At 35.7% G+C, this 16,506-nt stretch carries 15 protein-coding genes; 9 read left to right on the top strand and 6 right to left on the bottom strand.

Going from position 1 to position 16,506, the window contains the following annotated elements; genetic code table 11:
* Positions 1-266 precede the first annotated feature (266 nt).
* The 3 genes from ACT5E3_RS19695 to egtB form a co-directional block, all read right to left on the bottom strand.
* On the bottom strand, positions 267-956 hold the full coding sequence (locus ACT5E3_RS19695; RefSeq protein ID WP_444995268.1) for a hypothetical protein: 690 nt from the start codon (positions 954-956) through the stop codon (positions 267-269).
* Between the two features lie 256 nt (positions 957-1,212).
* The gene (egtD, locus tag ACT5E3_RS19690) at positions 1,213-2,163 is read right to left on the bottom strand and encodes an L-histidine N(alpha)-methyltransferase (RefSeq protein WP_444995267.1); all 951 of its coding nucleotides are present in this window, start codon (positions 2,161-2,163) and stop codon (positions 1,213-1,215) included.
* Complete coding sequence (egtB, locus tag ACT5E3_RS19685; protein ID WP_444995266.1) at positions 2,163-3,380, bottom strand: ergothioneine biosynthesis protein EgtB; 1,218 nt, start codon at positions 3,378-3,380, stop codon at positions 2,163-2,165. Before egtB ends, egtD begins: the two co-directional genes overlap by 1 nt.
* Positions 3,381-4,336: 956 nt before the next feature.
* On the opposite strand from egtB, the gene ACT5E3_RS19680 reads away from it, so the two are divergent.
* The 9 genes from ACT5E3_RS19680 to ACT5E3_RS19640 all read left to right on the top strand — a co-directional run bounded on the left by ACT5E3_RS19680 (position 4,337) and on the right by ACT5E3_RS19640 (position 12,682).
* Positions 4,337-6,166 (top strand): tetratricopeptide repeat-containing diguanylate cyclase, encoded by a 1,830-nt coding sequence (locus ACT5E3_RS19680; RefSeq protein WP_444995265.1) that lies wholly within the window; start codon positions 4,337-4,339, stop codon positions 6,164-6,166.
* A gap of 89 nt (positions 6,167-6,255) precedes the next feature.
* Positions 6,256-6,696 carry a c-type cytochrome gene (locus tag ACT5E3_RS19675; RefSeq protein WP_444995264.1) on the top strand — a complete coding sequence of 147 codons (441 nt, stop codon included), beginning with the start codon at positions 6,256-6,258 and terminating at the stop codon, positions 6,694-6,696.
* A 17-nt stretch (positions 6,697-6,713) separates the two neighbouring features.
* Entirely contained in the window at positions 6,714-7,895 is a 1,182-nt protein-coding gene (locus ACT5E3_RS19670) for a cytochrome D1 domain-containing protein (RefSeq protein ID WP_444995263.1), read from the top strand.
* Entirely contained in the window at positions 7,892-8,341 is a 450-nt protein-coding gene (locus tag ACT5E3_RS19665; protein ID WP_444995262.1) for an Lrp/AsnC family transcriptional regulator, read from the top strand. The genes ACT5E3_RS19670 and ACT5E3_RS19665 overlap by 4 nt, the downstream gene beginning before the upstream one ends.
* The gene (gene ahbB, locus ACT5E3_RS19660) at positions 8,338-8,817 is read left to right on the top strand and encodes a siroheme decarboxylase subunit beta (RefSeq protein WP_444995261.1); all 480 of its coding nucleotides are present in this window, start codon (positions 8,338-8,340) and stop codon (positions 8,815-8,817) included. Before ACT5E3_RS19665 ends, ahbB (ACT5E3_RS19660) begins: the two co-directional genes overlap by 4 nt.
* A 37-nt stretch (positions 8,818-8,854) precedes the next feature.
* Positions 8,855-9,337, top strand: a complete 483-nt coding sequence (locus tag ACT5E3_RS19655) for an Lrp/AsnC family transcriptional regulator (protein ID WP_444995260.1) — start codon at positions 8,855-8,857, stop codon at positions 9,335-9,337.
* Positions 9,338-9,339: 2 nt separating this feature from the next.
* Positions 9,340-9,813: a siroheme decarboxylase subunit beta gene (ahbB, locus tag ACT5E3_RS19650; RefSeq protein ID WP_444995259.1), complete on the top strand. Its 474-nt coding sequence runs from the start codon at positions 9,340-9,342 to the stop codon at positions 9,811-9,813.
* A gap of 44 nt (positions 9,814-9,857) precedes the next feature.
* Positions 9,858-11,072 (top strand): heme d1 biosynthesis radical SAM protein NirJ, encoded by a 1,215-nt coding sequence (gene nirJ / locus ACT5E3_RS19645; protein WP_444995258.1) that lies wholly within the window; start codon positions 9,858-9,860, stop codon positions 11,070-11,072.
* 65 nt (positions 11,073-11,137) lie between these two features.
* Complete coding sequence (locus ACT5E3_RS19640) at positions 11,138-12,682, top strand: cytochrome D1 domain-containing protein (protein ID WP_444995257.1); 1,545 nt, start codon at positions 11,138-11,140, stop codon at positions 12,680-12,682.
* Here the strand turns inward: ACT5E3_RS19640 and ACT5E3_RS19635 are convergent.
* Genes ACT5E3_RS19635 through ACT5E3_RS19625 form a run of 3 tightly spaced genes read right to left on the bottom strand, consistent with a single transcriptional unit; the run spans position 12,679 to position 16,222 of the window.
* Positions 12,679-12,969 (bottom strand): hypothetical protein, encoded by a 291-nt coding sequence (locus ACT5E3_RS19635; RefSeq protein ID WP_444995256.1) that lies wholly within the window; start codon positions 12,967-12,969, stop codon positions 12,679-12,681. The two genes, ACT5E3_RS19640 and ACT5E3_RS19635, sit on opposite strands and share 4 nt — an antisense overlap.
* A gap of 8 nt (positions 12,970-12,977) precedes the next feature.
* Positions 12,978-14,012 (bottom strand): dihydroorotase, encoded by a 1,035-nt coding sequence (gene pyrC / locus ACT5E3_RS19630; protein ID WP_444995255.1) that lies wholly within the window; start codon positions 14,010-14,012, stop codon positions 12,978-12,980.
* 35 nt (positions 14,013-14,047) lie between these two features.
* Complete coding sequence (locus ACT5E3_RS19625; protein WP_444995254.1) at positions 14,048-16,222, bottom strand: YgiQ family radical SAM protein; 2,175 nt, start codon at positions 16,220-16,222, stop codon at positions 14,048-14,050.
* Positions 16,223-16,506 lie beyond the last annotated feature (284 nt).

Below are 16,506 nucleotides of genomic sequence, written 5' to 3'. Positions count from 1 at the left end.
CTTGTTTATTGAATTTTAAATGACTAGTTGATAATCAATGTTTAATTCTATTTGTGTATATTGGAAAAAAGTCTAACTTGCGCTTAAAGTCTTTACAAATAATATCACTTGGTTATTTATTGAATTAACTGATTTATCTCAAAAGTATATGAATCGTATTGCGCTGAGAGTAGGTAAGAGAGTATGTCAGTTATGATAATAAGTAATTAAAAGCTTAACGGGCAAGAGAGTCGTTGTGTTGCTTGATTTTATGAAAGTAAGAAAACTTATTGTTCGGGAATATTAGAGATAGCGCAGTGACCATTTTGACTCATAATAATAGCTTCATCATCAGGATCATCATAGCGTAGTGAGTAGCTTGTAGAGCGATAAGTGGCCCAATCAATTCTAAACTTGTTTTCTTCACGAATGGCTTGTCCTTCTGAGTCAAAATAAAGCCAGGTTCCATTCATTTTATGTCGGGCATGAACTAGTTCATGCATCAGGTTATGAAGCGCTGAATAATGAATATAACTACCACTTTCACCCAAAACACAATTAGAACCATAATCTTCCATATCCAGATAAAATTTTATATACACACTTTCACCAATACCGTTGGTTAAATTTTGAGAAAGTGGAGCTCCTGTAACTCCTGCTGAAAGTAATGCTGATGGACTATGGTATATTAATAGTTGATGTCCGCTCATTTCGATAGCATTAAAAGTTTCCATGCCTGTTTCGGTTAGCCTGATGAGATCAAGCCACTCAAATGCCTTGATAGCTTGCTTAAAGTGTTCAACTTCAATAATAATATTAGAAGAGTAGTAGAATCGTTCCTTAGAATAATTGATTGATGAGCTTGCAGGATTGGCATTAATCATTTGGGTGTAAAAAATAGCTATCAATATAAGTAACACATTGATTTGATTTAGAGTCGGTCTGTAACTGTTATTTAAACTTTGTTTATGCAACATAAATATTTAACCATTTGACTTCGGCTGCTACAACTTAAGTTTAGACCATGAATAAAAAAATCGCCTGTGTTCTTGACAGGTATAAACCGTTCACTAGAAAAAATTTGAGTTGCTCAAAAATAAGTTACTGTTTAATAAAAAGCAGGTTAGATTTTTGTATAGCTTCTAGTTTTTAACATAATGGTTGATAGTTGTTATAAGCAACCATTATGTTATTAATCAGGAAGTGTATAAATTTAGAATGAGCGTGAGGCTATTAAGGAGTAAGAAAATGGATGCTAAACAAGTTACTTTCATCAACCCAATATTTTTGGCTTTTTAACCCTGCTTTTTTAGCTAGTTGAATGAAGCTGTTGATTGAATATTTGTAAGAGTTTTCAGTATGAATATTTTCTCCTTCTTCAAACTTAAAAATTTGTTGGTTTATTTTAATTGATTGTTGTTTATCACTTTTTAAGTGCATTTCAATTCGTGACTTCTCTTCATTGAAAAAAGCATGGTGTGAGAATTGTTGAAGATCAAAGTTTCCACCTAGTTCCGTATTGATGCGGGTTAATAAATTTTTATTAAATTGTGCTGTGACTCCTTGTTTATCGTTATAAGCAGCTTCCAGACGTTCGTTTGATTTTACTAAGTCTACACCAATTAATAGTGCTCCTTGTGAGCCGACTAGTTTAACTTGATTTTTGAGAAAGCTCTCAGCTTGCTGAGGCGTAAAATTTCCAATAGTTGAACCGGGGAAAAATACAACTCGATTTCGTTGCTCTTGATTTCCTTGCCAGCGAATTGATTCAGTAAAGTCTCCTTGAATTGGCATAATGTTAACATCTGGAAACTTATGTTTAATTTTTTCTGCACTGTAGAATAAAAAATCAGCAGATATATCGATTGGAACGTAGGTTGATGGAGAGTCTAAGGTTTCAAGCAAGTTCTGAATTTTTCTACCTGCACCTGCACCTGGCTCAATAATTACTGCTTTTTTACCAATCATATCTGAGAGTTCAAACTTGATTTTTTCAAGCAATTTAATTTCAGTTCGGGTGATATAGTATTCCTGAACGTCACAAATATCTTCAAAAAGTTTTGAGCCAGTTTCATCGTAAAAATATTTACACGGAAGTGTTTTAGGTTTTTTTGATAAGCCTTCTATAACATCATCAATAAAACCTGTTGGTGTATCTGCGATATCAGTTACTTTTACATCCATTAGATTGTCTCCGCAAGTCTGATGCCGCTATATTGCCAGCTCGCATCAGGATAAAAGAAGTTACGATAAGATGGGCGAATATGCCCACATGGGGTGACTATTGAGCCACCTTTAAGTACATATTGGTTAACCATAAATTTACCATTATACTCACCAATTGCTCCTGTGGCAGGTTTAAAGCCTGGGTATGCCGAATAGCTGCTTGACGTCCATTGCCAAAGTTGTCCAAATATTTGTTTTAATTGAGGGTTTTGACTACGTGCAGCAACTTCCCACTCTTGTTCGGTTGGTAAGCGTTTATTTTGCCAACTCGCATAAGCATTAGCCTCAAAATAATTAACATGTTTGACTGGTGAATGAGGTGATAAAGGAATAAGTCCATTTAAAGTAAACTCAAACCACTGGTTATCTTGTTTCACCCAATAATGAGGATGAGTTACTTGGTTTTGGTTAATTTTTTGCCAAGCTTCTGAAAGCCAATAAGATGCAGTGTGATAACCATTACTCTCAATAAATTCCAAGTATTCTGCATTACTAACAAGATGAGTATCTAGTTTGAAATCATTAACATAATAAGCATGAGGTGGACCCTCATTATCAAAATAAAAAGATTCATTTTCGTGCCCTATTGTATATAAATCACCACTAAAGCTAATACTGTTTTTGTTAAGAGTGTTATCGAGTATTTCTTGCCGTCCATAGTCTGGATAAGTCGGATTGATAAATAAAAGATGTTTTAAATCGGTTAGCATTAGTTCTTGATGCTGCTGCTCGTGATTTATCATTAGCAGAATTAATTGAACTAATTTTGAAGCGTCGCTTTCGCTTAATAAATTCATTTTATGGTCTAAAAAATCAATCATCGCTTCATCGACGTATTGTCTGTAAAGATTGATTTCTTTAATGCTGGGTCGTGTTAGCAATCCTCTTTGAGAGCGAGAAAACTGAGCACCTATAGCGTTGTAATACGAATTAAAAAGATATTCAAAGCTTTTATCAAAAACTTGGTAGTTTTTATTTTTTGCTTTTAAAATAAAAGTTTCAAAAGCCCATGTTGTATGCGCTAAATGCCACTTAAGTGGTGAAGCGTCGGGCATTGATTGAACTTGCAGATCTTCGCTAGTCAGGTTGTTACAAATTTCTTTTGTTGCTTGTCTGGTCGAACAATATTGCTCTTTTAAAAGAGCTAAGTTCTCCATCAATTTTTTTTTATTCATAATAGTTACTTTTTTCTGCAGACTAAATTATATTGTTATATTTTTTATATTGAGTAGGCAGATCAATTATCATCATATGATATTTTTATTAATGTTAGAGCATTTATTTTTGGCTTAGGTTTTATGCAAGCATTAAATTTTATTTTGCTTGATGTTGAGTCATTTTTATGAAAATCATATTTTATGACGCATGATGAGTTAATAGGTTACAGATTTTTAAAATAAATATCATCCTTATATGCAAGTTATTTGAGATATAGTACTCAATTTTATAGATATACACTTATTCTCTTGTTGAAAATCACCTTTAAATAGCCAATGTAGCGTGATTTAGATGATGCTATACTGGTTTGTATTTGTAGGATTAATGTTTATTATTAAAAATAAGCTTTTCTTATTTCTTTTTGCTTGCTCTAAATTGACTACTTATACGTATTAGTTTTATAGATATTATTGAAATAGTTATAGTTAAGGCATTTATAAATGCGAGGTTTCAATTAGCCATCTAGACGCTAACCTTAAAAGATAGATAGTTAATATTCACGCTTAATGCACACCATTTATACTTATTTAATATGTTTACCTATTTCAAATAGTAAAATTGATTGTTGAATACAAAACAGGTTGGTTTTGACTAGTCCTAGCGGATAGCTAAATATCTTTGATTATCAATCGCCTATATGACTTTTTAAATTCAACAGAGTATTTTAAGAAAAAATTATTAAATAAGTTGACGATTTATTGGCGTCTGGCTTTAAGAATGTCAACAATGCGTGATTGTTTTTTATACAGCGATAGAATACTCTATGGCTCCTTAATCTCTAATGGAGATTAGTATGGTTGTGATTTCTTATGGGTCAGTGACTAATAAACCGCTTTTATGAGTTGAATGAGAGTATTTAATATTGATTAGGTTGTTGTTTATAGTAGTTTTTTGTTTTTCCTCTATGCATTGCTTGGCTGTAGTAAACCATGATGATGTAGAGCAATTGCATAAAGAACTTACGCAAATGAATGAGTTGGTACTCACCGAACCCGTTTATATTTCATCACGTCTGCAGGAAATGGACGAGCAAATTATTACATCAGAGAAAAACTTACATTTATTATGGTTGCTAAGGTATGCTGAAGCGACTAATTACTCTTATAATTTTGAAGCATTTAATTCAACTGTTGATCAAGCGCTTAAACTCATTGATAACCAAAGCCCAGTCTATATTGCAGGCAAGTTTTTAACTTTTAATGGTGTTATTAAACAAAGAGCAGGCGATTACGGGGAATCAATTAAAGTTTTGAAGCAGGCTGTAGAATTAACGGCACCTGGAACAGAGCTACCTGTTTATGTAGTCGCGTTAGTTGAGTTAGCTTATACCCAAAGTTTGGCAGAACAGTTTGAAGCGGCACTATTTGATTTACAATTAGCTTATAAGCTAGCAGACTCTGTTAACTCACAATTTTTATTGGGCTTAGTTAATGAAACTCAAGGGGTGTTATATGCTTATATGGGAAAATATGATGACAGTATAAAAAGTTATCAAAAAGCACATCAACAATATTTAAGTTTAAAGTATCCTTATTATATTGGTGAAAGTGCCTTTGGGATCGCTTCGACTTACCGTTATCAAAGCAAGACAGATAAAGCGATAGAATGGTTTAATAAGTACAAGCAAGCTGTTTCTGGGCTTAATAAAACGTATACTAACTTCTTTTATCATTATGGCGTTGCTATGACTTACACCGAACAAGGTGATTGTAGTAAAGCGCTACCTATTATACAAAAAGCACTCAATGTCTCTGAATTTAATGATTACAAAGCAGAGTTATTTAAACGTAAAGCGGTTTGCGATGCGCTAGACGCTAATTTTATAGAGGCTGAAACTTCTCTTGTTGCTGCCAAGAATATTTATCTAAATATGCCTACTTTAATTGGTACTAGTTGGGAGCTTGAAACTGAAAAAGTAGAGGCTAAAATTGCCGCTTTAAAAGGTGATTATGAGTCTGCATATTTATTAATTAACGAATATTATGAAAAATACTCAAAAGCACAAGAAACTAATACATCAAGCAGGTTAGAAAATTTGCGGCTAACCATGATGCGTGAACGTGAAAGGTTAGAGTTAATGAAATTAGAAAACCAATCACAAATACAACAGTTAAAATTGAACGAACAACTACAAAAAATAAAAATACAAAAGCTTTGGCTTTACCTGACATTAATATTTATATTACTTATTTTAGGCTTTGTTTGGTGGCAATATAAAGTATCACGCAAGCTTAAAGCGCTTGCCATTACTGATGAGTTAACAGGACTTTCTAACCGACGCTTAATTTTTACAACAATTGAAAGGTTGCTCAAACGAAAGAATTCAAAATCAGTTCATCATTCGCTAATGTTAATTGATGTTGACGACCTTAAACCAATTAATGACCAATATGGTCATCAAGATGGTGATAAAGTCCTAAAAATGGTTGCTGATGCGGGGCGTTCCGTGCTGCGAGGTGGTGATATTTTTGCACGTATTGGCGGTGATGAATATATGTTGTTTTTAACTCGAACAGACAAGCAACTTGAAATGAATATTGCTAAAAGAATTATTGAGCGAGTTAGAGCGACTCCTATCATTACTGGCTCCGGAGTTGAAATTAGTGTGTCGGTGAGTATTGGTATTGTTTCTATCGATGATTTAAATGTTGCACCAGAAACCCTTTACTCCAGGGTAGATTCTGCACTCTATCAAGCAAAAGCAGATGGTCGTAATAGAGTTAATCGCTGGCAACACTTATAAACAACAAGCACTAGCCTGATCCATATCAAATCGTCTTTATCTAAGCGTTTTATAATGCCTGTTATTGGGGATAGGAACAGGCTAGTGCCATGTCTAGAACGAATAACCTATTATACAAACAGCTACCAATCTTATCTGCGCTTATTTATATTGTTTTGACTGGTATTGTTGTTTTATTTTCGAACAATGCAACGGCATTGACAGATGAAAACAAGCAGTCACTAATATACCTACTCAAGCAAGACTGTGGCTCATGTCATGGTTTAACTTTAAAAGGGGGGTTAGGACCTGCGTTATTGAAACAGCATTTGCAAAATAAAAGTAAAGCCTACTTAGAAGCTGTTATTAAATATGGTCGTACAGGTACAGCAATGCCGCCTTGGAAAGATATTCTAAAAGATGAAGAAATAAGTTTTTTAGCTGAATACTTATTGTCAGATAAAAATGTTATTGCTGATACTGTTCTAAATAAATCTCATAAGCATACTAACACTTCGCAAAAAAATTCTCACATTGAAGACAAAGAGTAACGAGCTGGATAAGAATAATGAAACTCACTCAATTTATTATTACGCTTTTTTTTATTAATTTTTCTAATTTTTCTTTTTCTTGCAATCTATCTCGCAGTACTGGCGATATGGGAATTGTAATTGAAAGAGCTTCAGGCAGCCTTTTAATTGTTGAACATACTAATGATCAAATTTTATGTCAGGTTAAAGGATTAGGTGATCTGTCTCATGCCTCAGCAGTATTTTCTCGTGATCAAGCTTATGTTTATATTTTTGCACGAGACGGAGGGTTAACTAAAGTTGATATTCGGCAAGGAAAAATAGTCAAACGTGTTGTTCAAGCGGGTAATTCAATTGGTGGAGCTATATCACAAAGCGGTCAATTGATAGCGGTCTCTAATTATCAGCCGGGCGGCGTTAAAATCTTTAAGTCAGATGATTTATCTTTAGTTGCCGATATTCCTGCCAACATTAATCACTCCTCAAATCGTTCGAAAACGGTTGGTTTGGTAGATATCCCTGGAGAGCAATTTGTTTATACCGCTTTTGAAGGTAACGATCTTTACAAGGTTGATATGAGTCATCCTGATAAGCCTGTTGTAGAGCGTTTACCTGATATTGGTAAACAACCCTACGATGGTTTGGTATCTAGCGACGGACGTTATTATATTGCAGGCTTATTTGGTGAAGACGGTTTAGCTTTAGTTGATCTCTGGGAAGAGTCATTATCTGCAAAAAAAATATTATCTCACTATGGCAAAGGCGAAAAAAAATTCCCTGTTTATAAAATGCCACATCTTGAAGGTTGGGCAATGAACAATGAACATGCATTTTTGCCTGCGATAGGGCAGCATAACTTATTGGTTGTCTCTATTAATAATTGGAAAGAAAAGAAACGGATCCCGATTAAAGCCAATCCTGTTTTTGCGATGGCACAACCTGACGGTCGACAAATATGGGTTAATTTTGCTTACCCAGATAATCAATGGTTACAAGTTATTGATGCAAAAACTCTACAGGTGATTAAAACGATTGAAGCTGGAAAAGGAGTTTTGCATATGGAGTTTACGCCTCGTGGTGAAAAGGTGTGGGTGTCTGTGAGAAATAAAAATGAAATTCATATTTATGATACTAAGACCTTTAAAAGATTAAAAGTGTTAAAAGCGGAGAGCCCGAGTGGTATTTTCTTCAGCAATCGTGCACATAAAATTGGCTTATGAACCCGCTAACAGAATCAGATGTGCTATTAATCAATAAAGTTCAAAAGAACTTTCCTGTATCGCATGATCCTTTTACACAAATAGCTAAGGATTTAAAACGTGATAAGCACGAAATAATAAAACGTCTTCAGGAACTCAAAGAACAAGGTGTTATTAGTCGTTTTGGTGGAGTTGTTAATCATAAAAAAATGGGATGTAGCATGTTGGTTGCGATAAAAGTCCCATTTTCTAAAATGGAAACAACCGTTAGCTTGATCAATGGCTTTGAAGAAATTAATCACAATTATATGAGAGAACATAATTTTAATTTATGGTTTGTTGTAACTGCAAAAACCAATGAACGACTCAATTCAGTTCTTCAAGAGATAATAGATAAAAGTGGTTGTCAATTAATTCGGCTTCCTATGATTAAAAGCTACTATATTGATTTGGCATTTGACTTATGATTAGTCATTCTACTCAGCATCAAATATTAAATCAGCTTTCTATTGGTTTAGATATTTGTGAACACCCTTATCAAAAGTTAGCATTAGACTTAGGTGTCAATGAAAAAGAGTTGCTGAGCTTTATTAATGATATGGTAGAACAAAATGTGATTAAAAGAATGGGGATGGTTGTTAATCATCATCGTGTTGGCTATCGTGCGAATGCTATGGTTGTTTGGGATATACCTGATGATAAAGTTGATCAAATAGGAGAGCTATTTGCTAAACAAAAAAAAATAACTTTATGTTATCAACGTCCTCGTCAACTACCAGACTGGCCGTACAATTTGTTTATTATGATTCATGGGAAATGTCGAACTGAAGTGAAGGAATATTTAGAATCCTTAACTGCCAGCCACTGTTTGGATAAATATAGAAAAGACATTCTATTCAGTTCCCAAAAATATAAACAAACTGGTGCAAAGTATATTGCATAATGAGTTGAGCGCACTTTAGAAATATGGCTAGATTAATATGAAAGTAAAAAATAATATTCTACAGCATAAAGTCAAGCTTACACCGTTAGAAAAATTATTGATTAATCGTTTGCAAAATGATTTACCATTGGTTCCTGAGCCATTTCTAATGATAGCTAACGAACTCGGTTGTGATGAATCGGAAGTCATTACTTCACTACAAAATCTTCTAGATAAAGGCGTCATTACTCGATTTGGTCCACTATTTGATATCAGTAAAAAACAAGGTGCTTTTTCTTTATGTGCACTTAAGGTCGCGCAAAGCAAGGTTGATGATGTTGCTAAACTTGTCAATAGCTATCCACAAGTTGCTCATAACTATTTAAGAGAACATGAGTGGAATATGTGGTTTGTTTTAGCGACAAGTTCGCCTCAAGAATTAGAAGATGCTTATCAAGATATTGTCACTAAAAGTAACTGCGTTGGAATTAACTGTCCCAAAGAACGAGAGTTTTTTGTTGGACTTTACCTACCCGTATAAAAATGATGAAAGATGCTATAGAAAAAGAAATTATACAGCTTACACAAGCAGGCTTACCAATTGAAAGTCGGCCTTTTTTGACTATTGCTAGAAAGCTTAATGTTACAGAGCAACAAGTGATTGATATTATTCGCTCAATGAAGCAGCGGGGTATTATTCGGCGGGTTGGTTGTGTGCCTAACCATTATGCAATCGGTTATTTGTTTAACTTGATGACAGTATGGGATATCAAAGATCATGATATTGATCAGGTAGGACAAGCGGTAGGTGAGTTAGACTTTGTTAGTCATTGTTATCAAAGGCCAAGACATTTGCCTGATTGGCCATACAACTTTTTTGCTATGGTACATGGTACTCATCAAGAAGAAACTGATAGTAAAGTACAGAAAATTAAGTGGCTTATTGGCGACTCTTGCCGTCAGTATTCAACTTTAAAAAGTAGTAAGATTTTGAAAAAAACAGGGTTAAGAATTTAAACTTAATAGCTAGCGCTATGATGAATCTTTTATTGAGGTGAAAAATGTTTAGAGTTACTCAATTTATGCAAGCAGTTGCTCATCCTAATAAAACTTCCCCTCTAAGAAAGCCGAAAGGTCCTGTTGTTATTTGGAACTTGATTCGTCGGTGTAACCTTTGTTGCAAGCATTGTTATTCGATTAGTGCTGATACAGACTTTCCTGGTGAGCTAAACACACAGCAAGTATTCGATACTTTAGATGATCTTAAATCTTTTCATGTTCCCGCGTTGATATTATCAGGTGGAGAGCCTTTATTAAGAAAAGATATTTTTGATATTGCAGCTAAAGCAAAAGAACTTGGTTTTTATATAGGTTTGTCTACTAACGGAACTTTGATCAATGAAGCTAATATTGATGAAATAGCCCAGGCCAAATTTGATTATTTAGGGATTAGCATTGATGGTATAGAAAAAACGCATGATAAATTTCGACAAATGGAAGGTGCTTTTTCACAATCGATGCATGCGATTAAACTATGCCAGGAAAGAGGAATTAAAGTAGGACTTCGATTTACCTTAACGCAAGACAACGCAAAAGAGCTGCCTGAAATACTCAATTTAATTGATCAGCATAAAATAGATAAATTTTATTTATCACATTTAAATTATGCTGGAAGGGGTAATCGAAACCGAAAAGATGATGTTGTTCATCAAATGACAAAGCAAGCAATGGATTTAATTTTTGATGAAGCATGGAAGCGATTAGGTACAGAAAATGAAATAGAGTTTGTTACTGGCAATAACGATGCAGATGGTGTGTATTTTTTACAGTGGGTTAAACATCAATTTCCAGAGAAAGCTTCATTTATAGAAGAGAGGCTTAAGCAATGGGGAGGTAACTCAACAGGAAAAAATGTGGCTAATATTGATAACCTTGGTGAAGTTCATCCTGATACGTTTTGGTGGGACTATAAACTCGGTAATGTAAAAACCAGAAAGTTTTCTGAAATATGGTGTGATGTGAGTGACCCATTAATGGCTGGTTTAAAAATGTCTGAACGGCCACTAAAAGGGCGTTGTGGTCTTTGTGAATATAAGACAATTTGTGGCGGTAATACCCGCGTTAGGGCTTACCAGCTTACTGGCGATCCTTGGCAAGAAGATCCCGCTTGTTATTTGTCTGACGAAGAGCTGAATATTAAAAATCTCGCTTCAAGGATTGAGGTTGTTCCATTTCAGCGCAAGCTATCAACGAAATCAAAAACGCCAATGTTATAGTTTGAATTTATCAAAAAACTATTAATAGTATTAATGTTGTCGACAGAATTTAATTAGAGGTTACTATGTTTTTTTTCTGTTTAAATAAAAAACGGATATTGTTTTTACTAACAATTGTTTTTCAAATGCTGAGTCAGGCAAGTTATGCGAATAAAACGACTGTTAAAGAAACTTATAAAAAACATTGCGCCAGTTGTCATGGCGAAGCGCGTTTAGGGGGCATTGGTCCTGCGCTTTTGCCTGGGAACTTAAGTCGGATCAAAGAAGCTGCGGCTAAAGATGTTATTGCTAACGGTCGAGCCCTAACACAAATGCCTGCATTTGCAAAAGTATTATCAAAGAGTCAAATTAATTCACTCACCCAGTTTATCTATCAGCCGCCAGCAGAGAAAGTTGAATGGTTAGATAAAGATATTAGCAACTCGCGGATCATTCATTTTGATCAATCAAAGCTTGATAATAAACCTATTTTTAAAGCAGACATGCAAAACTTATTCATCGTTGTAGAGATCGGTGACCATCATGCTACCTTGTTAGATGGCGACAAGTTTGAACCGATTCATCGTTTTGCAACACGTTATGCAGTTCATGGAGGACCTAAGTATTCTCCAGATGGCCGTTTTGTTTACTTTGCGTCAAGAGATGGCTGGATTTCAAAGTTTGATATCTACAATTTAAAAACTGTGGCAGAAGTAAGAGCGGGCATTAATACTCGGAATGCTGCTATTTCATTTGATGGCAAAACAATCGCTGTTGGGAATTATCTACCGCATAATATCGTTTTATTAGATGCGAATGATTTATCTTTAATTAAGACAATTAGTACTAAAAACGATCAAGGTAAAACCTCTAGAGTGAGCGCTGTTTACACTGCACCAACTCGCGGTAGTTTTGTTGCTGCAATGAAAGATTTTACTGAAATTTGGGAAATTCCTTATTTGAATCAAAAGAACAAAAAGCAGTATCAACATCAAAGAATTAAAACAACCGATTACTTAGATGACTTTTTCTTTAATCAAGATTATTCATTAGTGATTGGTGCTTCTCGTCCTGCCAATAGCCAGGGTCGACAAAAGAATTTGACTGGAAAGGTAATTAGTATGGATTCAGGCAAATTAGTTTCTGATATAGATATTAGTGGAATGCCTCATTTAGGCTCAGGAATTACCTGGAATTATCAAGGCCGTGAAGTGCTTGCCTCACCTAATTTAAGCCGTGGAGAAGTCAGTATCATTGACATGAAAAGTTGGAAGACTATCAAACGTCTTAAAACTAAAGGACCCGGTTTTTTTATGCGGAGTCATGACGCAAGTCGTTATGCCTGGGTTGATGTGTTTTTTGGACCCCATAAAGATAAGATTCATGTTATTGATAAACATAGTTTAGAAATTGTTAAGACATTACAACCAGCACCAGGTAAAACTGCTGCACATATTGAATATACTAAAGATGGTAAATATGCACTATTGAGTATATGGGATATGGATGGTGCTTTAATTATTTATGATGCAGAAACATTAAAAGAAATAAAACGTTTGCCGATGAAAAAGCCCTCTGGCAAATATAACGTTTATAATAAAACGCATTATGAAAGAGGGACGAGTCATTAGTTGTTATCGGATACCTCTTCCCATTCATTTTCGTAGCCCGATGAGCGAAAATAAGTCATAAAGGTAATAATGATTTTTTCAAGTATATACTCACTATTATCTCCTGATACTTTATCTTCATTGTTGGAAGCGTTAACCATCTTCCAAAAAAAGTTAGCTAAGTGAATTGCTTCTTCTTTATTACGTAATTCATCACGTTCAATGATAGCTTTGGTAGTATCATCATTGAGTAGTTTTACATAATGTAGAATTGTTGCTTTTTCTTCTGGTAGTTTGTATGGAATCATTTAATAGCCTAAACTTTTAGTTTCCAATTTATCGTTTGACCTGCAAAAAACGGCACAATGGGATTGCCATTAGGCAAGGTAATTTCTTCTGGTATAGTCCAGCTTTCTTTCACTAGCGTGATGTGTGTTTGGTTGACTGGAAGTTGATAAAAGTTGGGGCCGTTTAAGCTCGCAAATGCTTCTAGGTTATCTAGCACATTTAACTCTTCAAATACTTGTGTATATAGTTCTATTGCGCTCCATGCGCTGTAACAGCCAGCACAGCCGCAAGCGTTTTCTTTACGATGTTTTTCATGAGGGGCAGAGTCTGTACCAAGAAAAAACTTTTTAGAGCCAGAGGCTACCGCTTCTCTTAAGGCTTGTTGATGAATATTACGTTTTAATACAGGCAAGCAAAAATTATGGGGTCTGATACCACCAACCAATAAATCATTACGATTAAGTAAAAGGTGTTGCGGAGTGATAGTTGCTGCTAATTTTGATGAACCCGATTGTATAAAATCAACGGCCTCTTTGGTTGTAATATGTTCAAGAACAATACGAAGTTGGGGAAATTGGTTTACGATTCGTGTTAGTTTCTCTTCAATAAATATTTTTTCTCGATCAAAAATATCAATGACATGATCGGTCACTTCGCCATGAATTAACAAGGGCATATCAACTTCTGTCATTGTTTCCAGTACCGGATTTAATGCATCTAATTGGCTAACAGCTGCATCTGAATTCGTCGTTGCACCTGCGGGGTATAACTTTGCTGCAACTACACCAGCTGCTTTAGCATCTTTAATATCTTGTTGAGTTGTTTGGTTGGTCAGGTAAATGGTCATTAAAGGTTCAAACTGACTTTCCTTAGGTGTGGCTTCAACTATTCTTTGCTTATAGTCTTTTGCCATTTGGGCATTGGTCACAGGTGGTACTAAATTCGGCATTACAATGGCGCGTTGAAAACAACGAGCTGTAGCTAGAACCGTTTCTTGAAGCATGTCTCCATCGCGAAAGTGAAGATGCCAATCATCGGGTGTAATAATAGAAATTTCGTTCATAGATAAACTCTGTTAGTAATTAATTATTTTTGCGGCTACTTTCTATGGCGGCTCTTATGAGTGCTTTTACCACCCGCTTTATTTCTTTTGGTTGAAACTGTTCTAGGACGGCGATTCTGATTTCGGCCGTTGCTTTTACTTGCTACATTATTAAGCTGTGCTTTTGCTGCTGGAACTAGTTGATTGGGGCCGTCGCCGATTAGTTCCTCACGTTTTAGTTCTTTCAGCAATAAGCGAATCGCCGGCCAGTTTTTTTCATCATGATAGCGTAATAGTGCTTTGTGTCGGCGTCTACGATCTAAATCTTTTTCAGTATAAACACTTTCACTTTTATAGGTGACTTTTTTAAGTGGGTTTTTTTCTGAGTGATACATCGCCGTTGCTAGAGACATAGGTGATGGATAAAAATTTTGTACTTGATCTAAACGAAATTTATTTCTCTTCAACCATAAAGCTAGATTGAGCATATCATTATCATCACAACCAGGGTGTGCGGAAATGAAATAAGGAATCAGGTACTGTTCTTTTCCTGCTTCTTTAGAATACTTTTCAAATAGACTTTTAAACTTATTGTAAGTATCCATTCCTGGCTTCATCATTTTTTCCAGGGTGTTTTTTTCACTATGTTCGGGGGCTATTTTCAGGTAGCCACCAACATGATGAGTTACCAGCTCTTTTACGTATTCAGGATCTTCCACTGCCAGGTCATAGCGTAATCCAGATGCAATTGCCACGCGTTTTACACCGGGAATTGCACGTGCTTTTCGGTAGAGCTGAGTAGTTTGAGAATGATCCGTGACTAAGTTTTTGCAAATGGTTGGATAGACACAAGATAACTTGCGACAGTTTTTCTGAATTTCATCGTCTTTGCAATTGAGGTGATACATATTAGCCGTAGGCCCACCTAAGTCAGATACTGTTCCAGTAAAACCTGGCACTTTGTCTCGCATGGCTTCAATTTCTTTCACGACTGACTCTTGTGAGCGGCTTTGAATTACTCGCCCTTCATGCTCAGTAATTGAGCAGAATGTACAACCACCGAAGCAGCCACGCATGATGTTGACTGAAAATCGAATCATTTCATAAGCGGGAATTTTTGCATCACCGTATACAGGGTGTGGAACTCGCTCATATTCTAAATCAAAAACACCATCCATTTCCTCTGTCTCAAGTGGAATTGGTGGTGTGTTGACCCAAACTTCTTTAGTGCCATGTTTTTGTACTAATGTATGTGCATTATGTGGATTTGACTCTAAGTGTAATATTCTTGATGCATGGGCATAAAGTGCAGAATCTTTTCTTATTTTTTCAAATGAAGGTAAGCGAATAACGGTGTTAGCACGATCAAGTCCTTTTTTGCCCATTAACGGCATAGGTACAATTCGTATAGGAACTTGTGTCGTTTTTTCTCCATTTTCTTGTTTGCTTTTACAGGATTCAGATGCCGGATCGTTATACTCATACGGATTAGGCATTTTAGCAATATTACCGGGCCAGTCGATGCGAGTGGAATCAACTTCAACCCAATCTTCCGGCACTGCGTCTCTGACTATGGCTGTGCCTGGTATATCCGTTAACGTTTTCACAGAACGACCAAGTGATATCTGGTGGGCTATTTCTGCCATTGCTCGTTCAGCATTGCCATATAATAAAATATCGGCGGCGGAATCGATTAATACCGAGCGTCTGACTTCATCACTCCAGTAATCATATTGTGCAATTCTTCTTAAACTTGCTTCGATACCACCAATCACTGTTGGCGTATCAGGATATGCTGCACGACACTTTTGTGTATACACAATAACAGCACGATCTGGTCGTTTGCCAGCTTCTGCATGTGGTGTGTAAGCATCATCGCTGCGGGTTCTTCGATCGGCAGTATAGCGATTAATCATTGAATCCATATTGCCTGCTGTGATACCAAAAAACAGATTTGGCTGGCCGAGTGCTTTAAATGCTTCGGGATCATTCCAATCTGGCTGAGAGATAATACCGACACGAAATCCTTGCGATTCTAGAAATCGACCAATTACAGCCATTCCAAAGCTAGGATGATCAACGTAAGCATCACCAGAAACAATAATAATGTCGCAACTATCCCAGCCCAACTCATCCATTTCTGTGCGAGACATCGGTAGAAACTTGGCTCTACCATAGCATTCTGCCCAGTATTTGGGGTAAGAGAAGAGGTTTTTATCAGCTTTTATCATTAAGTAAGGGCTAGGTTTTCAATTAAGGGCGCGTATTTTCTCAGAAAAAGAAAGAATTTTCACTACATGTTTAAAAATTAGACAGTTTTTTAAGTTATTATTTCTTGGATATATAGAAAGACTATTGGTTTTGAAGCAAGAGTGTAGAGCCCTAAGAGTAGTTAACCTCAACTCTGGATAAGAAAAATCATCAGAGCGTCTATTTTTGCAGCTTTCAGCGTTAAGCGCCTTTGCAATAGCTCGCTATTGCGGCAGTCACTTGCCTTGATATCCACAAAAATAGC

The sequence above is a fragment of the Aliikangiella litoralis genome (assembly GCF_052495765.1).
This window is presented reverse-complemented; position numbering and strand designations above follow the sequence as displayed.